Below are 21,578 nucleotides of genomic sequence, written 5' to 3'. Positions count from 1 at the left end.
TCTTTATACCGCCGCCTGACGGCCGGCGTTTTCATACACGTCAAGCGCCGCTTGGAGTGCTTTTCCCGCTTCGATCGCTGCACCATGCCTGAGCAGCACAGCCTCCAGCCCGGCAAGGACGAACAGCACGTTTTCTTTTCTGCAGCTGTAGCCCATCGTGCCGATTCTCCAGATCTTCCCCGCCAGCGGACCGAATGAGCTGGCGATTTCGATGCCGAATTGCGCCAGCAGCATGCGGCGGACAGACTCGCCGTCAATGCCGTCCGGAATTTCTACACAGGTGACAACAGGCATTTTGCAGCTGTCATCTCCAAACGGATTCAGCCCCATGGCCTGAATCCCTGCCGCTAATGCGTTCTCATGGCGGCGATGGCGCTCAAAGCGGGCTTCCAGACCTTCTTCAAGGACCAGCCTGACACCTTCACGCAAGGCATACAGCATCGTCGTCGCTTCTGTATGATGATTGAGCCGTCTTTCGCTCCAATAATCCTCAAGCTGGCTCAAATCAAAATAATTGCTTGTGATCGGCCGGTTTCCCGAAAGTGCTGCCCTATCCGCTTGTGTCGCAATCCCGCGCTCCACCTTTTTACGAGCCGCAATCACATCCGCCACCCGCTCATTATATGTAATCGGCGCCATTCCCGACGGAACAGACAAGCATTTTTGCGTGCCGCCGATGGCCGCGTCAATCTTCCATTCATCCACCTTTACCTCGCAGCCGCCGATCGTCGCGACTGCGTCGACAACAAACAATGCATTGTGTGCGCGGCAGGCTTCGCCGATTGCTTTCAGCGGGTGAATCCGCCCTGTCGAAGTTTCGCCGTGCACCATCGCCACGATTTTCGGCTTCACTTTTGTCATTTCCCGTATGATGTCCTCCGGGTCAAAAACCGTTCCCCATTCACACTCAAGCGTATGGACATTCGCCCCGTACCGCTCGGCAATTTCAGTCAGCAAATAACCAAAGCGCCCGTAAATGGGGACGAGCACATCATCTTCAGGTTCAATGATACTCGCCAGCACCGCTTCGATTCCCGCTCGAGAAGTGCCGTCAATCGGGTATGCCCAGCGGTTTTTTGTTTGAAACAGCTCCCGAAGCATTTCCATCGTTTCATTCATGATATCCGTAAACGCCGGATCAAATTGTCCGACAACAGGGGTGCTCATCACTCTTAATACACGCGGATCAACCTCAACAGGGCCCGGCGTCATAATCGTTCTTAACGGCGTGCATAATTCTTTTCTGCCTGACACAGCCATTCCTCCTTTATCAGTAAGCCAGTTTGTATAATAAATCAGTCAGTACGCGGACGCCGATCTCAAGCTGTCTGGCTGAGGTATATTCCTTCGGTGAGTGGCTGATGCCGCTTCGGCTAGGCACAAACAGCATACAAGCAGGATGGCGCCGTCCGATCATTTGCGCGTCATGCCCTGCTCCGCTCACCATTTCCTCACAGCTGATGCCGTTTTCTGCCGCCGTTTCAAAAGCCGCATCCTTCAGCCTTTTGTCCATCGGCACAGGTTCTATCCGCATATATTCATCAATCACGGCGTGAATTCCTTTTTGATGGCAAATTCGGTTGATCAAAACAGCCATATCTTCATGAAATTGCTTCAGCACGCGCTGATTTTGATGGCGTATATCGATTGAAAACTGCACGCGCCCCGGGATGACATTGGCTACATTGGGTTCGGCCGTTATTTTGCCGCATGTCAGACGGAGCTCGTCCGGCTGCTCTTCCGCGCGCAGCAGCAGTTCATGAATGATGCGGCTGCCGGCTGCGAGCGGGTCCTTGCGCCATTTCATGGAGGTGGTTCCTGCGTGATTGCATTCTCCTTCGAGCGTGACGAGATATCGTCTCTGCCCCGCAATACTTGTCACGATGCCGAGATCCCGGCCTGACATTTCCAATGTCTGCCCCTGTTCAATATGCAGCTCAACAAATGCGCTGATATCTGTCCTATAGGCTGACTGAAACACACCTTTGCCAAAACCGCTCTCATGCATCGCTGTTTGGAGGGAGACTCCCGACTCGTCTCTTGGCTCTTTTGCATCTTGTTCTGAAAAAACACCCGTCATAATCCCCGACCCCCAATAGGTCATTGGAAAACGGCTGCCTTCCTCCTCACATAAGGAGACCGCCTCGAGCGTTTTTTTCGGCGCTCCGTATGTTTCCTTGAGCTGCTTTAACGCAAGCATTGCCGCCAGAACGCCATAGGCGCCGTCATACTTTCCCCCATTGATGACAGTATCAATGTGCGAACCGGTTACAATCACTTCATCCGGAGACTGGGTGCCCGTAAGCCTGCCGAAAACATTGCCGACGTCATCGAATCTTGTTTCAAGCCCGAATGAAGACATTTCCGTCTTCACTGCAAGCTGTGCGTCCATCCACTCTTTTGTGTACAAAAGCCTCGTTACACCGCCGTCTGCTGATGCGCCGTATTGGGCGAGCCATTCAATATAATCTGTGATGCTGTTTTTGACTGAAAGCTTCTGCTTCTCCATGTACTCCCCCCTCTGGCCGTTATGGTGACTTCATTATAGAAGGAGGAACACGACAGTTCATTGACAGATTAACCAAAAAAACGTTTATTTTTTGGTCACAGTATCTCATGTAAAGCCCACAGAAAACACAGTAATCAGCCGCAATGAATGAAGGAACCAGCGAGAGGAAAAAAGGAGGACAAAAAACCTTTCATATGAACAAGCCAAGCTTACAGGAGAAGCGCTGCGGAGATCGCGGGACGGATGAAAACAGAAATGCCGGCAGCTTGCCTCCCAACTGAAGCAAAAACCGGTTCTCAGGATATCCCCCAAAGGAACCAATTTACAATTTTAATGAAAAATATATAAAATGACACTTCTATCCTTTATATCAATTTTAGATAATAGATATGAGTTGATAAAAGGAGGGCAAGCGATGACAAAAAAAGCATGGTTTCTGCCGTTCGTCTGTGTATTACTGATTTCCGGATGGTTTGCGCCGGCAGCTTCAGCAAGCGCGCAAACCGCATTAAGCCTGAATGACCGATTGGCGTCTTCCATCTCAGGGACAGGGGGCCTTCTCACATTAGCCGCTCCCGCTGCACCTTATACTGACATTGACACCTATTATGAAGGGGCTGACGGAAAAACAGGGAACTCGCTAAAAAGCGCCCTGCACCGCATCATCAGCGGACACACGATGCTGTCCTACAGCGAAGTGTGGAACGCACTGAAAGAAACCGATGAAGATCCGGCAAATCCGAATAACGTCATCCTGCTCTATACGAATGAATCACGGTCCAAAAACTTGAACGGTGGCAATGTCGGCGATTGGAACCGCGAGCACGTCTGGGCGAAATCCCATGGCAATTTTGGTACGGGCAAAGGACCCGGAACTGATATTCACCATTTGCGCCCGGCTGATGTCCAAGTTAACAGCGCCAGAGGAAATATGGATTTTGACAATGGCGGCACTGAATATAAGAAGGCACCCGGAAATTATTATGATGGCGATTCATGGGAACCCCGCGATGATGTAAAAGGCGATATTGCCCGCATGCTGTTTTACATGGCTGTCCGTTACGAAGGTGATGACGGCTATCCTGACCTTGAGCTTAATAATAAGACAGGCAACGGCTCGGCTCCTTATATCGGCAAACAATCTGTCCTGCTCGACTGGAATAAACAGGACCCGGTTGACGGCCGTGAGCGAAAAAGAAATGAAATCATTTATGAGAAATACCAGCACAACCGCAATCCATTTATCGACCACCCTGAATGGGCCGGCGACATCTGGCCGTAAGAAAAAGGTGCTCCTTGTGAGGAGCACCTTTAGATAACTTTGGTAAACATATTCTGAGCAAAAGGGATACTCATTTAAGATAATTATACACACACAATACAAAATCATTCTTAGGAGGAGCTTTTAAAATACAAGACAAACAAAAAATAGACTAATTAGAAATTAAAATAACCGGTAGTTTTTAAGATTAATATCTTTCGAATATGAGCTTATTCGTAGGATACCAAAGAAAGTACGAAGTACCGGATTTATTGTGCAAAAGAGCTCTTACCTATTCCTTTAGAAGGACTGGCCCCTACCGCTTGGATAGGTGTAACGAACGAATGAGATGCATTTGACAAGTTTTAGACATGGGAGCGAAAAGCTACAAGGGTTGCGTAGAGAATACGTACGATACATGGAAACTATTGGAGTTATTACTACCTTAAAATTCTTGTACTGTGGATAAACGCTTGGCATCCAGCTTCAGCGCCTAGCCCCTCGAGGTCATAAGCGACTCATGAATTGAAGGTAAAGAGCACCTTCTATTCATGAGCGTCTTATTTGCCCGAGGCTGATCAAGGCGCTTGCGCTTTTGTTCTTTCCTTTATATTTAAAATTATAGAAAATATCTTAGTAAACTAATAGTTATCATTCCTGCCACTACAGCACCTAGCAAACTCTTAGTTAATAAAACAACTAAAAAAGTTGGTATGATTCCTAATAACTCATGACTATTTGAGAGAGGTGAAAAATTATCATCTTCAAAAAGAAGTTCTTGACCCAACAAAGCAGTCATAACAGTAACCGGTACAAAACTTAGCCAACTCAAAAACCATTTAGGCAACTCTATTTTACTTAAAAAAAGGAGTGGGATTACTCTAGGTAATAATGTAACAATACCTGTACCTAAAACAATGAGTAAAATATCTAATCTCAATTCCATTTCTTAATCACCATCCCGACTGTTGAAGCAATAATAGTTGTCACCATGACGGCCCACATACCTGGCATTAAATAATTAACAGCGATCAAACAAAAAATTGTAAAGATAGCTATTGATATTTCGAGAGCTTTATTGGTCTTACTCAAAATCTGTAGAACCAATAGGCCAGCGAACATCGCAGGTAAAGCAAAGTCCATCCCTATAGACTCTGTATCTGTTACTAAACCTCCAAAAATACCTCCTAGGACATTAGCAAGTAACCAATTGATATATGCTGTTATATTTAATCCGAGTAGCCAAGAAAAACTCGCTTCCTTCCTATTTTCTAGATGATTGGATGCAACACCAAATGTTTCGTCCGTAATTTGCGAACCAATAACAAAGTTTTTCCAAGCGGAAAATTTACGACAATAAGGAGCTAAAGAAGCACTAAATAGCAAATGTCGTAGATTTACTAAAAAGATTGAAAAGAGAATGGAAGTAATTGCACTTCCAGCCAAAATCATTCCAGCTGTTACAAATTGTCCTGAACCTGCATAAAGGAATAGGGATAACAATGCAATTTCTAGAACACTTAGACCAGCTGTCTTTGCAACTACCCCTGCTGCAAAACCAATACTGAGATAACCAAACACAGTCGGCAAGCAAGCTTTCACACCATCCATAAAAGTTTCTTGGCTTTGTGCTGAACGTTTAAGTTGAAGAGCACTGTCTGACATACGAATTCCACCTTTTTATAATTTTCAAAATAAGTTATATTGTATGGTATGACCCTAATATAAACCAATAATTAGAATAACAGTCAACATAACACTATAACACCTTGATGGTTTTACGGAGGGATTAAATTTGAAAATTGAATTGAACAGATATAGTAGAATATCCCTTGTCCAACAAATATACGAAAATCTATCCGACAGAATACGGTCAGGGATATTAAATGAGGAGGAGTGTCTGCCTTCAATTAGGGAAATGTCCAAAAATTTAGAGGTGAGTTTTCTTACAGTTGTGAAAGCTTATGATCTACTTGAACAAAATAACCTTGTCAAAAGAGTACAAGGAAAAGGAACTTTTGTTAAATCGCATTCCATAAAGTGTGAAAAATCAAAAAACACGGGGAGATCATACAAGTGGCAACTTTCAATACAAGATTATCTTCCAAGAACACATTTTGATACACATTACAATTCGTCAGATCATAGTTTACAATTTTCATTAGCAGCTATTGCTCCCTCTCTCTTGCCAAATAGATATCTAGAAAACGAGATTCATATAATGTTAGAAAAAAATCCTCTTATCTTATCAGAATATGGACCAATTCAGGGAGACTTAGATTTAAGAATAGCTATGAAACGAACTTTAAAGAAACAAAAAATTAATGTTAGCGAAAAGGATATTTTAGTTACAAACGGTACACAACAGGGAATAGACTTAGTAGCAAGGACATTTATTGGTCCAGGAGATGTAGTTATAGCAGAAGCGCCTACTTATCCAGCAGCATTAGACATATTCCGTTCGCGAGGAGCCTCAATTTTACCCGTTCCAATAGATAAAAATGGAATAAGAACAGACATATTAATTAAACTATGTGAAACAAAAAATCCTAAATTAATATATACAATCCCTAATTTCCAAAATCCCACAGGAATAGTTCTTAGTGACGATAGAAGAGAACAACTGTTAACAATTGCTCAAGAATTTAAAATAATAATTATTGAAGATGATCCTTGGAGTGAAATTTATTACAATGAAAAACCGCCAAATCCAATTAAAAGTTTGGATACTAAGGGGAATGTTATATATTTAAAAGGATTAAGTAAAACACTAATTCCTGGTTGTAGAATAGGATTACTAACTGCAGATGGGACTATTTTTAATCGTTTGGTATCATCAAAAATGAATGCTGACCTTGGAAGTCCTTTATTAACACAAAAAGCTTTATATCCACTCTTTCAATCTAAAAGAATGGAAGATCATATAAAAAAATTAAGAACTGCATTAAAAATAAGAAGAGATTTAGTAATTAAGTTGTTAAAGAAACATATGCCTGAAGGTGTTGAGTGGATAGAACCAAAAGGAGGATTAAATATTTGGATATCTATTCCTGAAAAGTGGGATACCAAACAGTTATTATTAGAATGTCAAAAGAAAAACCTATCTTTCCTACCAGGTTTTGTATGTTTTTCTGGTGAACCAGAAACAAATCATTTAAGATTAAGCTTTTCATATCTAAACGATAATGTTTTAGAGACAGGAATTATAGAATTATGTAGAATCTTAAAAGAATTTTTATCAGTTACTCCTCCAGAGAATAGTCGGCTAATATTATAAAATAGATATTTTAGTAACCTATTATCAAAAAAGAGCGAATATTAAAAATGTTCACTCAGGCTGTCGAGAAAATCTCGACGGCCTTTATTTTTCCTTAAAATATCCATTCTCCTGCAATAAAATAAAAGAAAGACTAAAAAGGACGGTGTCTTTCTCATGTTCCACACAAGAAACTCTTCTCAAAACACAGCCGAATTTGTTCTGCTTGACCAACTCGTCGAAGAAGATCATCTGCTTCGTAAAATAGACTTCTCTTTCATCATTGAAAAGGTGAAACCTTACTACAGCGAAAACAAAGGCCGCCCCTCACTTGATCCGCTGATTTTATTCAAAATGATGTTTATCGGATACCTCTACGGTACCCGTTCAGAAAGACAGCTTGAAAAAAAATTTACTACAATATGGCGTACAGATGGTTTTTGGGACTGAATATCAATGACCCAGTTCCGCACCACTCCACCATCAGCTGGCACAGACGAACACGCTTTAAAGATACAACTATTTTCCAAGACATCTTTGATGAGATCGTTCGCCAGGCCATCAATTATGACATGGTGGGCGGACGTGTACTTTTCACCGATTCAACTCAACTGAAAGCCAATGCCAACAAGCACAAATACACAAGAAAAACAATTGAACAGGATACACAAAACTATATCAAAGATTTAAATGAAGCCATCCAAGAAGATCGGGAGGAACACGGAAAAAAGCCATTACCCGCCAAAGAGGAGGTGAAAGCTGAAAAAGAGATCCGCCACAGTACCACTGATCCTGAAAGTGGATATATGTACTGTGAAAACAAACCGGAGGGTTTCTTTTATTTAGATCACCGCACAACGGATATGAAATACAACATTATCACCGATGCCTATGTCACACCCGGAAATCTCCATGATTCTGTGCCCTATCTTGACCGATTGGATCTTCAAATCGCACATTTGGTTTTCAAGTAGAAGCCGTCACTCTTGATTTGGGATATTTAACGACCCCGCATCTGTAAAGGATTAGCTGACCGCCATATTTTTGGCGTTATTGCCCATAGACGATATCACCCTACTAGAGGCTTGTTTCCAAAATGGAAGTTTCATTATGACAGTGAAAAAGACAGTTATATTTTCCAGAACCAGCAAAAACTTACATACTCAACAACTGACCGAAAAGGCTAACGGTCATATAAATCAAATCCTGAAACCTGTTCCGCATGCCCTTTACTTGCGCAATGCACAAGATCAAAAAACCGCCAGAAGGTCATCACCCGGCATGTATGGGAAGATCATAAAGAAAAGGTCAAACAAAATCGCTTGTCTGTTTCAGGAAAAACCCTCTATAAAAAAAGAAAAGAAAAAATAGAGCGAGGCTTTGCAGATTCAAAACAGCTGCATGGGCTTCGCTATTGCAGGTTGAGGGGAAAACGAAATGTGAGTGAACAAGTTATCCTCACAGCCGTATGCCAGAACATGAAGAAGATTGCCACATACCTAGCCAAGCAGGGCTAGGCATGTGGGAGGGAGCGCTTTTTCTGCATCTGAAACCTGATGAATATCTAAAGAAACTGTATAAAACAAAAAAGCTTGTAGAAAAAACATCGTTTTCTCTACAAGCTGAGTGAACATTAAAAATATTCACTCTTTTTATATGGGGTGGCGGCAAACTTCTACCCTGAGGAACACAAGTTTATAAAAGGTTAGGCGACATTTGCTGAGTCTGCAATTCAAGATAAGTTAGGGGGAGAAGCAAAATCCTATAAATAGGAAATTTTCATAAAGGATACTGGCGTCCAATTCTTCACAAAACCTTATGTTCCGCTAATTAGCGAAACTAGGGTTAAAGAGCATAACTCTACTAAAAAATTCAATCATATAAAAAAATTTAAAAACAGTCAAGGAAGAGCAATAACACTACTTATAACACTAGGGAATTTAGAATAACACTTGTATTCGATTGTTATTTACAAATTTAGTCATATCTCGATAAACTGACACATGAAACACCCAGAAAAACAAGTAATAACGAAAAAAATATCAGAATGGGAGGATTGAAGTTTTATTGCATATGTTCCATGGAGCATTTACAAACAAAATCAAGAGGGAGAACTAACTTTCATATGGGTAAACTTTACACATTATCTATCGAGAAAGAAATGTTAGAAAAATTCAAGGACATTCACTTAACAGGAATTATCGTTAAAAACTTGAAGGTGAAAAGTATAAATCCTAATTTTTTTGAACCTTATATTTCCGGCTTAAATGAACTCTATAAACAACAGGATGTAACTGAAAATGAAGAAGTGAAAAAATGGAGAAATATATACAAAAAAATGGGACTAAAGCCAAGTAAATACCATTGTTCTTTTGAAAGTATTCTTCGAAGATATTTAAAAGGCTTTAATTTTCTGGGCATTAATAATGTTGTAGATTCCTATAACTCTGTGAGTCTATTACATCAAAAATGTATTGGTGGTTATGATCTAGACAAGATTCAAAATAAAATCACTCTCCGTTTTGCGAAGGAAGGTGAAACTTGCTTACCAATTGGAGCAAGCGAACCAATTTCTCTTTCTAAGAACTCTGTTGTATATGCGGATGAAGAAAAAGTGTTGTGTTCCTATTGGAACTATAGAGATTCTGAGTATACAAAAATTACTGAAAATACAAAAAACTCTATATTCTTTATAGATGAAATTGACGCAACACCTACAAAAGGGAAAAATGCGATCAAGGACTTAGCAAATCTACTAAAAGATACATGTGATGCTCAAATTATATATCAATTTGAACTAAGTAACGAGTATCCCACTAATTATTTCGAAGTTTAAATAAATTATTATTCGTAAGGGAGAGTTATTAATGGAAAATAAAAATAGAGGTTTTCAAACTAGTTGTATTCACTCTGGAGAAGAATGGAACAAGAGTGGTCATTTGAGTCCCCCAATATGTCAATCTACAGCGTTTGAATTTCCCAACACTGAGGAAGGTGCACGTAGAGCAGCAGATATACATGCGGATGAGTTTTACGGAAGATGGGGTAGTAGAAATGAAAGGGAGTTTGAAGCGATTATAGCTGCATTAGAAGGAGCAGAAGATGCCGTATCTACTTCTTCAGGATTAGCAGCAATATCGATGGTATTCCATGCTTTACTGCAACCAGGAGACCATTGTGTTGCTGTACATAATTGTTATTCCGAGTCGAAAATATTAATCGAAGAATTATGCAAACAACATTCTGTTGAACTTACAATGATTAGTTCAGAGGATATTGAAAACTATAGGAATGCCATTAACCCAAATACAAAACTTGTATATGCAGAAACACCAGCAAATCCAACTATCACTCTTGTAGACATTCAAGAAGTGTCTAGGATTACAAAAGAACAGAGTGACGCAATCTTTGTAGTGGATTCCACTTTTGCAACACCATACAATCAACAACCTTTAAAGCTCGGAGCTGATATTGTACTACACTCGGCAACGAAGTATATTGGCGGTCACTCTGATGTTGTAGCTGGAGTTTGTGCAGGAAACAAAGACTTAATGAGTAAAGTGAGAAAAGCATTTTCGTTCCATGGTCCGAAATTAGATCCTTTTGCAGCATGGCTTTTATGCCGCGGTGTGAGAACTTTAGGATTGCGAGTTCAAAAACATAACGAAAATGCTTTGAAAATAGCTACATTCCTCGAAAATCACCCTATGGTAAATAAGGTATATTATCCATTCCTTAAAAGTCACAAACAACATGATGTAGCCGCTCGTCAAATGACTGGTGGGGGAGGAATGGTTTGCTTCGAGGTAAAAGGTGGAATGAACTCGGGTCTTTCACTTATATCTAACGTGAAACTTAATAAGATGGCTGTTAGTCTTGGTGGTTATTCAAGCACCATTACACACCCTGCTTCTATGACTCACAATTTATTACCTCGTGAGGAAAGAGAAAAAGGTGGAATTACAGATGGAATGCTTAGACTTTCAGTTGGAATTGAGGAAGTTGAAGATATCCAAGCTGATTTAGAAAATGCATTAAATCAAGCAAATTTAGTAACAAATTAATATAAATAATAGGGTGCCATTCGGCTCCCTATTCTAATTAATAACGGAGGAAAAGTCATGTCTTCAGTGAACTCTATCTTTTCACAAGAAACTAGAAAAAAATTAACCAAACTTTACAAGAAAAATAACTGGTATAACTTCTTATGTATCTTCTTTAATTGGGGCGTGATAAGCAGTTCGATTTATTTATCTATGAAAACCCCAAATATTTGGATATACCTATTAAGTATTACCTTGATTGGAAGTAGAATGAGAGGTTTTGACAATCTCATGCATGAAGCAAGTCATAAAATGTTATTTAAGAATAAGCACTTAAATAAATGGGTTACTTGCTTTTTTATAGCCTTTCCTATATTCACTTCTTTTACAACGTACTGTAAGTCACATGTGCTACATCACCGTTTCTTATGGGATCCTCAGAAAGACCCAGATACCAAACGATATGAGTTAATGGGGTTAGATAAACCACAGAAAAAAATGAGCACATTCTTAATTAATCATATTATTAAACCATTAACATTATTACATGTACCTAAGTATATATTTGGAACATTAAAAGTTAATCTTTTCTCAAAAGAAGAGCCATTGAGCGAACGTATCGCACGCCTCGGTTTTTGGGCAACTATTTTAGTAGTTATTGCTGTATTTAATCTATGGTTAGAGTTATTGTTATTTTGGTTTGTACCATTATTAACAACATTTCAAATCATTAGATATTGGGCGGAAATGGCAGAGCACTCAGGTTTAAAAACTGATCATCCCCTCTATTCAAGTAGAAACACACTTGGTAATCCTATCGAAAGATTTATCTTGCATCCACATCATGATAATTACCATCTTGTTCATCACTTATTTCCTGGTATACCGCACTACAATTTAAAAAAGGCACATATTATATTAATGGAAAATCAAGAATATAGAGAGGCGCATCATTGTATGGGCTTCTTTAAGTCCTTCTTACCTGGATTTTCATCGGTTATAGAGGACATATGCGGTAAATTTATATTTTTGCGAGATAAATAATACTACTTTATTGAAATAATGAATGCCACAAGTTAATTACAGAATACTTGTGGCATTCATTTTATATAAATTGTTATTAGCAAAAGAGCTATAATAAAATATTAGGAGATGTAGATATGAAGGTAGTCAAATTTGGTGGTTCCTCGTTAGCAACAATCAAAAAAGTGTTTAATATAGTTGTGTCAGATCCAAACCGAAAAATAAATGTAACGGCAAGTGAAAGACTTAAAATCAGCAGGGCAGCTGTGATTACGTGATAATTAATTCGCTGAAAAGGACGGCCGCTATACCACGTTCTTTATTGAGTATTTCTTCTCTTAAAACTCCTCATACTCCGCGCGGGATCTTAACCGTTATGGGTACGTCCGGGCGGGTAAGCGAATGATGATCTTCATATCGTTTTCTTCAAGGAGAAATCAAAAACAGAGATATTTACAGGCTGGCTGTCTAGCGGTGCTGATTTTGGAATCGGGACAGCACCGGGCTAGATATGCCAGCGTAAGATCACTTAGAAATTGTTTTATGATGCTTTCCTGCAATTTGCTCAAGCTGAAGATGCCTTTTCAGGAGCACCTTTCCTAATACACAGCCTCTTCCGTCTCCGCATCGAAAAAGACGGCGTGATCCATTTTCACTGCCAGCTGAATCGAATCGCCTGCGGCAATTCGCGTGTTCCCATCCAGGCGCACCGTCAGCCGCTCGTCTCCGCTTGTGACATGGACAATCAGCTCTGATCCCAGATTTTCATTCACTTCCACCTTCGCTTTACACACTGAATCAAACAGCTGTTCATTCCCTGTCATGTGTGTGATATGCTCCGGCCGGATGCCGGCAATCATCTGTTCTCCGGCGTAACCCTTTTGTCTAAGCCGCTTCGCTTTTTCTTCAGGAATGTGAAGCCGGATCGAAGGATTTGTGAAAAACAGCTCGCCATGCTGCTCTTCTATGACGCCTTTCAAAAAGTTCATTCCGGGAGAGCCGATGAAACCTGCGACAAACAGATTTGCCGGATAATGATAAATGTCATGAGGTTTCGCCACCTGCTGGATTTCTCCTTCATTCATCACGACAATCCGATCGCCCATTGTCATCGCTTCGGTCTGGTCATGTGTGACATAAATGATGGTAGCCTCTAAACGCTGGTGCAGCTTGCTGATTTCTGTACGCATCGTCACTCTCAGCTTCGCATCCAAATTGGAAAGCGGCTCGTCCATTAAAAAGACCTTCGGCTCCCTCACAATCGATCTGCCCAGCGCCACCCTTTGCCGCTGCCCGCCGGAGAGCGCCTTCGGTTTTCTCTTCAGCAAATGCTCAATCTCTAAAATTTGAGCTGCCGCATGAACCCGCTCGGTGATTTCCTGTTTGGACATCTTTCTGAGCTTTAATCCGAACGCCATATTATCAAAAACCGTCATATGCGGATAAAGCGCATAGTTTTGAAATACCATCGCGATATCACGTTCTTTCGGAGGGAGATCATTGACCCGCTCCCCATCAATGAGAAGGTTTCCTTCAGAGATTCTTTCCAGTCCCGCCACCATCCGCAGCGTGGTCGATTTTCCGCATCCTGACGGCCCCACCAGCACCAAAAGCTCCTTATCCTTTACATTTAAATCAAAGTCCTTCACCGTTAATTGTGAGTGATATGATTTTTTGACATGTTCAAATGTTAATGAAGCCATCAGACATTCCCCCTATCTTTTCATCTGTTATTTCGTCACTGGAAACAACGCGGTCTTTCTGTTATTTTTAAAATAATCAATTCCTATTTTTGCTATATTCCTAAAATAACAAATGCGAATTTGTATTATAACGTCATATTACATTATAATATGAATAACAGGTTAAAAGGAGGCTACCTTTTGTTAAACAATGGAAGTTCTACACCTTTATACATTCAGCTAAAACAAATCATCACTGATGATATCAAAAAGGGCGTGTATTCTCCCGCCGCCAAGCTGCCTACTGAAAACGAGCTTTGCAGCAAGTATAATGTCAGCCGCATTACCGTCAGGAAAGCCATTCTTGATTTAGTCGAAGAAGGCTATCTGATCCGGCAGCAGGGAAAAGGAACGTTCGTTAAAAGCCCTAAATTAAAACGGGAGCTGATTGCAGTAAACGGCTACTCGGAATTCATGGAATCAACCGGAAAAAAACCGAAGCACCATGTGCTGTCCCATGAGATCATTCCGGCGGCAAACCTCATTGCTGAGAAGCTTCAGATCAATCCCGAGAGCCCTGTCGTTGAACTAAAACGGATTTTATATAACGATGACCAGCCGCTCACCTTTGAAGTGACACATTATCCGCTGGATCTGTTTCCCGCTATTGATACGTTTATTGCTGACGGCGTATCCATGCATGATATTTTGAAACAGCAATACCAAGTTGTTCCGACTCACAATACGAAGCTATTAAATGTCGTATATGCCCAGCAGGAGGAAAGCAAATACCTGGATTGCGATATCGGCGATGCGCTGTTTGAAATTGATAAAACGGCTTTTACTTCAAATGACCAGCCAATCTACTGCTCATTGTTTTTGATGCACACAAACCGTGTCACCTTTACCATCAACAGCCCCTACACTTAATAGGCATAAAAAACGAGACACTGCTTACAGTATTCTCGTTTTTTCACTGCTTCCCCCGCCATCCTCCAAGCGATAAGGATGGCCATAGCCGAAAGCCCCGTACACGCTGCAAGTTTTCGCAGCCGTTTCCGCCGCTTGGCGCAAAGCAGGCGTTATGTCCTGCTTCTCACAAAAGGCAGTCAAAAAACCAGCGATAAAAGAATCTCCCGCTCCAAGTGTATCTATTATATCAATTTCCACAATCGGCTGATGATAGATTCGGTCTCCCGCAGACAGGATCGCGCCCTGGCTCCCGCGGGTCAGACAAACGAATTTGGCTCCGTACCCATGAGCTTTTTCAACAAGCGAACCGCACTCTGACTCACTCAAATCGCTTCCTGAGAAAAACGCATACGTCACATAAGGACAGACCTTTCTCAAATAATCATCCTCCCGATTGGTTGAAAAATCAAAAGAGACCGGGATCAGCCCGCACAGCTGCGGAAGATCGTTCTCAAGCCGGCTGTACACACTGGTATGCAGCAGATCATGCCCGCTGATAAAGGCGAGATCTTTCTCCTGGAACACGAGCCGGAGCCGGGACTGAATGCCGCCTTTATTTGACCTGACAAAAATCCGGTCCCCCTGTTCATCAAGGGTGACAATCGCCATTCCGTTTTCTCCGTGCGCTTGGCGGATGTAATCCGCATTAACCTTCTCTAAATTCAGTACGTTCAAAAGATGTGCCGCAGCTTCGTCATTGCCGACAATTCCGATATAAGAAGCCTCGTGCCCGAGCCGTTTGGCAAGCACAGCGACGTTCAAGGCATTTCCTCCCGGGTAGAACGTTTCTTGATCCTTATAGTAATCGACAACGTTATCTCCGACCGCAATCAATTTCATTTCTCTTCCCCCTTTAACCTTTTACACTTCCGCTTGCAATCCCGCGGACAAAATATTTCTGCATCAATAAAAATAGAATGATAATCGGCGCTGCTGAAATCGTTAACCCCGCCAGCAGGACGCCCCAATCTGTCTGCAGCGCGTCTCTGAACTGCATCAGCCCGGCTGGAATGGTCCGCAAATTCTCATCATCTATGAAAATAATCGCAAACATAAACTCATTCCACGTATGATAAGCCGTCAAAATGCCGGAGGTGACCAGGATCGGCACACTCATTGGTAAGAAAATTCTGAAAAATACTCCGAAACTCGAACACCCATCTAAATAAGCCGCCTCCTCCAATTCTTTTGAAATAGAAAGAAAATAAGAGCGGATCAAAATGATGGTGAATGGAATCCGGTAAGCCGCATACGGGAGGATCAACGCCCAATACGTATTGTACAGTCCAAGCGACTGAATAATAGAATAAAGCGGCACAAGACTGACCTGCGGCGTCAGCATCAATCCGCCAAGACACAGCACCAAAAAGAATCCTTTTCCTTTAAACTCAAAACGGGAAAGTCCATACGCCGCCCATGCACTGATAAAGACAGTGATCACACACGTCAGCGCCGTGACAATGACACTGTTCATAAAATAAGAAGAAATCCCCTGATTCCAGGCCGACACAAAGTTCTCCGGATGCCACGAAGACGGCAGCGACCAGCTGTGCTCAAAAATATCATCCGAGTTTTTAAAAGCGCTCATCACCATCCATATAAGCGGGTAGGCGATCGCAATCAGATAAAGAAACAGAAAAACCCACACAGACGTTTCTCCGATGTACCATTTTCGTCTAGGCTTTCTTTTCTCCTCAATGCGCCGGTCAGGCACAGGCTCCAATCTGAACGAATCTGTCTTCTTCTGGGGCAGCATCTGTTAATCCTCCTTTCCGGTTTTAAAGAACTTCATTTGCATGAGCGACAATACGAGGGTAATGATTAACACAACGGTGGCAATCGCTGAGGCATAGCCCATCATATCCTTTGTAAAGGCGCTTTTATATAAAAACGTGCTTAAAACTTCTGAAGCGTTTCCCGGCCCGCCGCCTGTCAAGATGTACGGTTCATTAAATACCGTAAAAGCCCCTGTCAGCGTCATGACGACCGCAACAAATGACATCTCTTTCGTCTGGGGAACGGTAATGTGAAAAAACTGCTGAATTTTTCCCGCCCCGTCAAGCCGGGCCGCTTCATACAGTTCATCCGGTATTTTTTGAATCGACACAATGTACAGCATCGCAATATAACCGACAGATTGCCATTGAGACACGAAAATAACAGAAAGCATAGCCGTGCTGTCCTCCCCAAGCCAAGCCCTCGTCAGCTGATCAAGCCCTGCCGCCTGAAGCAGCTGATTCAAAAGCCCCGTCTCAGGGTTGTAAATAAAATCAAACAAAAGCGCGATCACCGTCATAGAGATGACGACCGGCAAAAAGAAAACGGTGCGAAAAAACGGCGACCATTTTCTGACCAGCTTATCCTCAAGCACCGCCGCCAAAATCAAACCGCCAAATACCTGGCATACAATGGAGATCACGGCGTAAAGCACATTATTGGAAAGCGCCTGGTAGAAGACAGGATCATGAAACAGTTCCACATAGTTTTTCAAGCCGATAAACGTTTTTTCCGGAGAAAAAGAGCTCCACTGAAACAAGCTGAGGAAGACATTCTCAAAAATCGGGATATAAACGAAAAGTAAAAAAACGAGAGCGGGCACCAAAAACAAATAGGGGATTATTTTATTCTGATTGACCAAGGATATCTCATCTCCTTTATAAAAAGAAAAGGTGCGAAGCTTCACCTTTTCTTGATTTATTCAGCTTGCGCCCTCACTTGCTTCGCTGCTTTTTGAACGGCCTTCATCACCTGCTCCGGTGTCATGTCGCCGCCAAGCATTTGTTGGACGCTCGTTAGGTACGCATCTGCAATTTCAACATCGACATCCATATCAAACCATGGAACCATTGATTTGGCATCAACAATATGCTGAACGGCTTCACGCTGGACGGCTGTTGAATTTTCTTCAGTTGCCGTTCCTTGCACCGCACTGTATTTTCCGACATCTTTGACGAGCTTTTCCCCCATTTTTTTCGACGTCAGAAACTGCAAAAATTCCACCGCTTCCTTCGGATGTTTTGTTTTTGAGGAAATCATGAATCCTTCCGGCGCTCCCGTTAACGCTTCTGAGGATCCTTTTTGCCCGCTGATTTCAGGGAATGGGAACATCCCCAGATTCACCGGTTCAACCAGCTTGATTTCCGCTGTTTCCGCATATATCATCGCCGACTTTCCGCTCTTAAATTGCTGTCTTACATATTCGTGGTCGACGGAGTTTACATGTTTATTGAAGTAGGGCATCAGCTCCTGAAGCTTTTCAAGTGCTTTTACATAGCCTTCATCGGTAAATTCACCTGTTTTGGCGTTATAGTCCTTTTCCCGGGTTTTTTCATCGACCATCCGCTGATTGAGCGTGCCGATATAGTGCGAGATTGTCCAAGTTGCCTTTGTGCCGAAGCTGATCGGTGTGTATCCATGTGCTTTCAGCTTCTTTGACACATCGATTAATTCATCCCATGTCTTCGGCGGATTAAGGTTCAGTTTTTGAAAAATGTCTTTATTATAGAAGAATGATTTAGCGTCCATTTGCCACGGCACGCCATATTGCTTGTTTTCATAAGTAAATGGTGTGATTTGCGATTGAACGAGCTGTGATGACCAATCGGTATCATTTTTGTAGTAGGACGAGAGATCAAGTGCTTTATTGCCTTTGATGAATTTAAAAGCGAACTCGTCGCTCCAAGAGAAGTAAATGTCTGGAGGACTGGTAGTTCCCAGCATAACCTTAATTTTGTCTTTATAGGAGTCATTCAAAACGGATTCAATCTGAATGTTGATATCCGGATGCTTTTTTTCAAATTCCTTCACAACCTCTTGAAAGTAACTTTTTTCCGGCTCCTTCGGCCATCTGTGGAAAAATTTCAATGTCACCTTTCCGTCCGCTGAACTGCCCTGGCTCGAACAGCCTGCAATGGTGAGCAAACTGACAGCTGCAATGATCAAGAACAACAACATTTTCTTCAAAGGGTTGGCCTCCTCTGGACACTAGACTATAATGTTATATAACATTATAGTCTAGTGCATAATGGTTCCTCATTTTCAGATCAATACTCAACTTTCCACATGTATCTTCTATGAGATAAAGGATGATTTCTCGCCTCTGCCAGCTCGTCTGCGTAGCTTCTCAGCACACGGTTGAGGACGAGCGGGGCAAGGTAGCCTTTAACTGAATCGTCAATTGCAGTGAAATCGTAAGATGCGGCATCAAGCACAGTGAGCTTTCTGCCATACTTTTTCGAGAAGGAAAGCGCCCGCTCTTCAAGAGGTCTTGTTTCGTCTAAGCCGAGCAGGATAATAAATGGAACGGATTCATCAATGATTTCAAATGGTCCGTGAAAATATTCTCCGGCATGAATGGCGTGGGAATGAATCCATTGCATTTCCATGAGAATGCAGATGCTGTAGGAGTAAGCGACACCGTAGTTTGCACCGCTTGCCATTGTGTAAATGATGCTTTCTTTTTCATGAGCTTTTGCGAATTGCTGTGCGTTGTCAGCTTCCTGCTTAAGGGCTCCTTCATACACAGCCTGTAATTGGTCTAAGCCTTCAATGGCCTGCTCAAATTTCGTGTTTTTTTCTAAAACTTGCAGGGTGCCGAAAACGATTTGATACAAAACGCCATAGTTCGTATTGATCGCAAGCGCCTCATCACCCCAATCGTACTGGGCAACATATTGCGCTTCCTGTGCTAAAGGAGACTCCGGTTTATACGTCATCGCAATCGTAAGTGCGCCTTTGCCCCTTGCAAACGCGGCAGCTTTAACTGTTTCCGGGGTATTTCCCGAATGCGAGCACAAAATAACAAGAGACTTTTCACCAAGCTGAACAGGGTTGCGCTGAATAAATTCGTTTGAGCTGTAAAGGTCTGAGCTGATTGATTTTGACTCCCTGTCAAACACATATTTACTCGGATACATAATGGCCGAAGACCCTCCGCAAGCGACAAAGAAGACATGATCAATGGTTTTCCCTTTCAAATCCTGCAAGAAAGCTTGAACCTCACGATTTACTTTTGCTGTGGCCTGACTCAAATCTTTCACTCCTTATTCTTATTATATAACGTTATATAACATTATATATTGTTATATTAATCGCAATAAAGGTGTGTTGTCAATTATATTTTCTGAAATTTCTAAAATATAAAGCAGGATCGCCTTATTTCCCGCACTCTCTTGACCTGACCCTTAGAGACACGTTTAGAATAAAAGCAGGGAGTGATGCAGAATGAATATAAAAGAAGCTGCCCGGCAGACGGGTCTCACGAAAAAAGCCATCAAATATTATGAGCAGGAAGGTTTAATTACCGTCAGCAAAAACCCTGATAACGGATACCGTGAGTATTCCGCAAAGGATGTAAATACACTGAAAATGATTGCCGCCCTTCGAATGCTGGCACTGTCCGTAAGCGATATTAAAGCGTTTCTCTTAGAGGGCAGCAGCCTGCATGAGATACTGCAGCAGCAGCATCAAAAGCTCAGCCGGCAGATTGAAGGGCTTGAGCAGGAACGGAAACTCACCGAACTGCTGCTCAAACGCGTGGAGGGTGCAGAAAATGTCGATTCCATTTTACATGACATCGGCGAAGTCCAAATAGACGAACCGAAGTATATGGGGCTTCAGCTGAAAAAACTGTTCCCGGGAGATTTCGGAAAATTTATCGCCGCGCTGTTTGAACCGTTCCTCGACTTTTCTATTGATACAGATGAGAAAAAAACGACATGGGCGGAGCTTATTAAAGTATTGGATGATATGGAAGAAGTGCCGGCCGCACACCCGATCATGCAGCTGGTCGGCAGTGAGGATCCGGCTCAGCTCCAGCAGCACAAAGCCCAGCATGACCAATTCATCGAGCGGATTTTGGAGAGAGACCCCGCTACTTGGGACACTCATAAAAACACAATCATTCAGCTCGTAAAAAGAGTGCAGACAGATGAAGAATACAGAGAAAACCTGATCAAGGTCGGGGAATCCGCTTCGGATCTGCCTGCGCTTAAGGCGGGTTCGCCTTTCAGCGATCTCCTTCAAAAGCTCAGTCCGACATATGACAAATACGTGCGCCTTCAGCTTGAACTGAAAAAAGAAGCCGACGAGGAGCTCGGCTTTGATTCAGAGGCATATTTAAAAGAGATGCTGCAAATAAAAAAACGCTAAGGCCGATTTCCTTAGCGTTTCTTTCTTCAGCTTCAGTGCTGCGCATTAATGCGGTCCACGACATTAGCGATGAGCTGCTCTTTGCCTAAGTCGGAATCTTCGTCAACGCTTGCTACAGTCAAAATGATGGCCGCTACCGCAAGAGCGATCGTCTCAATGGCGGCTGCCGCGTTTAAAAACACCCAAACTGCCGTTGCGCATTGGCCGATGGCCGTTGATTTTCCTTTGTCCATGCTTTTTTTGTCAAATTCTTCTTTCAGCACTTTCGCCATAATCTGCGAACCTTGATCAATGACGCTGTTCACTTTCTCATAATCGCCGCTGTAGACCGCGGCTTTTAACTTTTTAAAATAATCCGGCGATGACTTTTTAATATCAGCGATCACCTGATCGGAAACTTGCTTTAATTCGTCCTGATTAATCTTTTTGACAGCTTTGGTATCCCATACCTCGGGAAGAAGCTTTGCGACCTCACCTTGTCCAAAAAAGATGCCGGAAAAAATGTCTTCACCCGAATAAGAGACGGCTGGCTTCGTTTTCGCTGTGGCATGCGGACCGACTAATGCAATCATTAAAACAAACACCAGCAGCATGGCGGCAGCTGACCTTTTACTTTTAACCATATAATTTCCTCCTTTTCCTTTTATTGAGAAAATTGTATCTGATAAAATAGGGATTGTAA

At 42.3% G+C, this 21,578-nt stretch carries 19 protein-coding genes and 2 pseudogenes; 9 read left to right on the top strand and 12 right to left on the bottom strand.

The genetic code is table 11. The features are described from left to right. Positions 1–3: 3 nt before the first annotated feature. Entirely contained in the window at positions 4–1,254 is a 1,251-nt protein-coding gene (pucG, locus tag Y79_RS0112810; RefSeq protein ID WP_016938043.1) for a (S)-ureidoglycine--glyoxylate transaminase, read from the bottom strand. Between the two features lie 16 nt (positions 1,255–1,270). Then, positions 1,271–2,509: an allantoate deiminase gene (gene allC / locus Y79_RS0112805; RefSeq protein WP_016938042.1), complete on the bottom strand. Its 1,239-nt coding sequence runs from the start codon at positions 2,507–2,509 to the stop codon at positions 1,271–1,273. A 415-nt stretch (positions 2,510–2,924) separates the two neighbouring features. Between allC and Y79_RS0112800 the strand changes: the two genes are divergently transcribed. After that, the gene (locus tag Y79_RS0112800; RefSeq protein ID WP_016938041.1) at positions 2,925–3,791 is read left to right on the top strand and encodes an endonuclease I family protein; all 867 of its coding nucleotides are present in this window, start codon (positions 2,925–2,927) and stop codon (positions 3,789–3,791) included. A 598-nt stretch (positions 3,792–4,389) separates the two neighbouring features. On the opposite strand, the gene Y79_RS0112795 is transcribed toward Y79_RS0112800, so the two are convergent. Further along, a complete protein-coding gene (locus tag Y79_RS0112795) occupies positions 4,390–4,716 on the bottom strand; it encodes an AzlD domain-containing protein (RefSeq protein ID WP_016938040.1) in 327 nt (108 codons plus the stop codon). Then, a complete protein-coding gene (locus Y79_RS0112790) occupies positions 4,707–5,435 on the bottom strand; it encodes an AzlC family ABC transporter permease (protein ID WP_016938039.1) in 729 nt (242 codons plus the stop codon). Before Y79_RS0112790 ends, Y79_RS0112795 begins: the two co-directional genes overlap by 10 nt. A 130-nt stretch (positions 5,436–5,565) precedes the next feature. On the opposite strand from Y79_RS0112790, the gene pdxR reads away from it, so the two are divergent. The 6 genes and pseudogenes from pdxR (at position 5,566) to Y79_RS1000000121510 (ending at position 12,370) form a co-directional block, all read left to right on the top strand. After that, positions 5,566–7,047, top strand: a complete 1,482-nt coding sequence (gene pdxR, locus Y79_RS0112785) for a MocR-like pyridoxine biosynthesis transcription factor PdxR (RefSeq protein WP_016938038.1) — start codon at positions 5,566–5,568, stop codon at positions 7,045–7,047. A gap of 156 nt (positions 7,048–7,203) precedes the next feature. After that, a pseudogene (locus tag Y79_RS1000000120395) lies at positions 7,204–8,543 on the top strand (IS1182 family transposase). A 608-nt stretch (positions 8,544–9,151) separates the two neighbouring features. Next, positions 9,152–9,862, top strand: coding sequence for a B3/B4 domain-containing protein (locus tag Y79_RS0112770; protein WP_016938034.1), 711 nt, complete (start codon positions 9,152–9,154; stop codon positions 9,860–9,862). A gap of 31 nt (positions 9,863–9,893) precedes the next feature. Then, entirely contained in the window at positions 9,894–11,090 is a 1,197-nt protein-coding gene (locus tag Y79_RS0112765; RefSeq protein WP_016938033.1) for a trans-sulfuration enzyme family protein, read from the top strand. Positions 11,091–11,147: 57 nt separating this feature from the next. Then, the gene (locus Y79_RS0112760; RefSeq protein WP_016938032.1) at positions 11,148–12,113 is read left to right on the top strand and encodes a fatty acid desaturase family protein; all 966 of its coding nucleotides are present in this window, start codon (positions 11,148–11,150) and stop codon (positions 12,111–12,113) included. A gap of 116 nt (positions 12,114–12,229) precedes the next feature. After that, complete coding sequence (locus tag Y79_RS1000000121510) at positions 12,230–12,370, top strand: hypothetical protein (RefSeq protein ID WP_016938031.1); 141 nt, start codon at positions 12,230–12,232, stop codon at positions 12,368–12,370. 60 nt (positions 12,371–12,430) lie between these two features. Here Y79_RS1000000121510 and Y79_RS1000000121975 read toward each other — a convergent pair. Next, positions 12,431–12,665 (bottom strand): annotated as a pseudogene (locus Y79_RS1000000121975) (aldo/keto reductase); the annotation flags it as partial. Positions 12,666–12,691: 26 nt separating this feature from the next. Continuing rightward, entirely contained in the window at positions 12,692–13,795 is a 1,104-nt protein-coding gene (locus Y79_RS0112750; protein ID WP_016938030.1) for an ABC transporter ATP-binding protein, read from the bottom strand. A gap of 180 nt (positions 13,796–13,975) precedes the next feature. Here Y79_RS0112750 and frlR point away from each other — a divergent pair, with 180 nt between their 5' ends. Next, entirely contained in the window at positions 13,976–14,704 is a 729-nt protein-coding gene (gene frlR / locus Y79_RS0112745) for a transcriptional regulator FrlR (protein ID WP_016938029.1), read from the top strand. Positions 14,705–14,728: 24 nt separating this feature from the next. Here the strand turns inward: frlR and Y79_RS0112740 are convergent, their stop codons facing one another. The 5 genes from Y79_RS0112740 to frlB form a co-directional block, all read right to left on the bottom strand. After that, positions 14,729–15,586 (bottom strand): fructoselysine 6-kinase, encoded by an 858-nt coding sequence (locus Y79_RS0112740; protein ID WP_016938028.1) that lies wholly within the window; start codon positions 15,584–15,586, stop codon positions 14,729–14,731. 13 nt (positions 15,587–15,599) lie between these two features. After that, entirely contained in the window at positions 15,600–16,502 is a 903-nt protein-coding gene (locus tag Y79_RS0112735) for a carbohydrate ABC transporter permease (RefSeq protein WP_016938027.1), read from the bottom strand. A gap of 3 nt (positions 16,503–16,505) precedes the next feature. Next, positions 16,506–17,384 carry a carbohydrate ABC transporter permease gene (locus Y79_RS0112730; RefSeq protein ID WP_016938026.1) on the bottom strand — a complete coding sequence of 293 codons (879 nt, stop codon included), beginning with the start codon at positions 17,382–17,384 and terminating at the stop codon, positions 16,506–16,508. A 56-nt stretch (positions 17,385–17,440) separates the two neighbouring features. Further along, positions 17,441–18,709, bottom strand: a complete 1,269-nt coding sequence (locus Y79_RS0112725; protein ID WP_016938025.1) for an ABC transporter substrate-binding protein — start codon at positions 18,707–18,709, stop codon at positions 17,441–17,443. Positions 18,710–18,789: 80 nt separating this feature from the next. Further along, positions 18,790–19,776, bottom strand: a complete 987-nt coding sequence (frlB, locus tag Y79_RS0112720) for a fructosamine deglycase FrlB (RefSeq protein WP_016938024.1) — start codon at positions 19,774–19,776, stop codon at positions 18,790–18,792. Positions 19,777–19,969: 193 nt separating this feature from the next. On the opposite strand from frlB, the gene Y79_RS0112715 reads away from it, so the two are divergent. Next, positions 19,970–20,896, top strand: a complete 927-nt coding sequence (locus Y79_RS0112715) for a MerR family transcriptional regulator (protein ID WP_016938023.1) — start codon at positions 19,970–19,972, stop codon at positions 20,894–20,896. A 32-nt stretch (positions 20,897–20,928) separates the two neighbouring features. Here the strand turns inward: Y79_RS0112715 and Y79_RS0112710 are convergent, their stop codons facing one another. Further along, positions 20,929–21,519, bottom strand: a complete 591-nt coding sequence (locus Y79_RS0112710; RefSeq protein WP_016938022.1) for a sporulation delaying protein family toxin — start codon at positions 21,517–21,519, stop codon at positions 20,929–20,931. Positions 21,520–21,578: the final 59 nt, after the last annotated feature.

It is taken from the genome of Bacillus siamensis KCTC 13613 (assembly GCF_000262045.1).
Classification (GTDB): Bacteria; Bacillota; Bacilli; order Bacillales; family Bacillaceae; genus Bacillus; species Bacillus siamensis.
Note: the sequence above shows the minus strand (reverse complement) of the source record. Positions and strands in the feature narration are given on the sequence as shown.

Bases quoted from the DNA above. Each gene is read 5' to 3' on its own strand.
- Y79_RS0112800 (WP_016938041.1), top strand. From the start codon at position 2,925: ATGACAAAAAAAGCATGGTTTCTGCCGTTCGTCTGTGTATTACTGATT.
- Y79_RS0112790 (WP_016938039.1), bottom strand. From the start codon at position 5,435: ATGTCAGACAGTGCTCTTCAACTTAAACGTTCAGCACAAAGCCAAGAA.
- allC (WP_016938042.1), bottom strand. From the start codon at position 2,509: ATGGAGAAGCAGAAGCTTTCAGTCAAAAACAGCATCACAGATTATATT.
- Y79_RS0112760 (WP_016938032.1), top strand. From the start codon at position 11,148: ATGTCTTCAGTGAACTCTATCTTTTCACAAGAAACTAGAAAAAAATTA.
- Y79_RS0112740 (WP_016938028.1), bottom strand. From the start codon at position 15,586: ATGAAATTGATTGCGGTCGGAGATAACGTTGTCGATTACTATAAGGAT.
- Y79_RS0112750 (WP_016938030.1), bottom strand. From the start codon at position 13,795: ATGGCTTCATTAACATTTGAACATGTCAAAAAATCATATCACTCACAA.
- Y79_RS0112715 (WP_016938023.1), top strand. From the start codon at position 19,970: ATGAATATAAAAGAAGCTGCCCGGCAGACGGGTCTCACGAAAAAAGCC.
- Y79_RS0112735 (WP_016938027.1), bottom strand. From the start codon at position 16,502: ATGCTGCCCCAGAAGAAGACAGATTCGTTCAGATTGGAGCCTGTGCCT.
- Y79_RS0112710 (WP_016938022.1), bottom strand. From the start codon at position 21,519: ATGGTTAAAAGTAAAAGGTCAGCTGCCGCCATGCTGCTGGTGTTTGTT.
- Y79_RS0112795 (WP_016938040.1), bottom strand. From the start codon at position 4,716: ATGGAATTGAGATTAGATATTTTACTCATTGTTTTAGGTACAGGTATT.
- Y79_RS1000000121510 (WP_016938031.1), top strand. From the start codon at position 12,230: ATGAAGGTAGTCAAATTTGGTGGTTCCTCGTTAGCAACAATCAAAAAA.
- Y79_RS0112770 (WP_016938034.1), top strand. From the start codon at position 9,152: ATGGGTAAACTTTACACATTATCTATCGAGAAAGAAATGTTAGAAAAA.
- Y79_RS0112765 (WP_016938033.1), top strand. From the start codon at position 9,894: ATGGAAAATAAAAATAGAGGTTTTCAAACTAGTTGTATTCACTCTGGA.